The organism is Vibrio sp. OPT46 (genome assembly GCF_015163535.1).
Lineage (GTDB): Bacteria > Pseudomonadota > Gammaproteobacteria > Enterobacterales > Vibrionaceae > Vibrio > Vibrio alginolyticus.
In genome coordinates, this window is record NZ_JADDYG010000698.1 from 25,085 (window position 1) to 25,478 (window position 394).

Below are 394 nucleotides of genomic sequence, written 5' to 3' on the forward strand. Positions count from 1 at the left end.
ATTTGAATACAAGCCGAAGCAATGATTCACAAACACAAGACATTAACAGCGTTTATTCTCTTCTCAACTCATCCTATTGGTACCAATGGAATGACGATTTTTTCTAAAAGTCCAAACATGACAGCGTATTTTTTATATCACTGCTATCCCTTGATACATTTGACATTCCGCTACTCCTTTAGGGTTAATTGCTACACAAGTTCTGTGTAATAAATCTCCAAGCACGTAGCAGCTTCACAAAACTCCTCTTACCAGTTGTGCATTCTTTTTCACATCGGTAATTTGAGCGCTCTCAACACTGGCCTCGTGACAAATAAATTATTTTCGTTGTGTTCTTTTCCGGTTAAAAGATGCGCCATTTAACAAAAACGAAGACTTTGATTAACAAATTTAT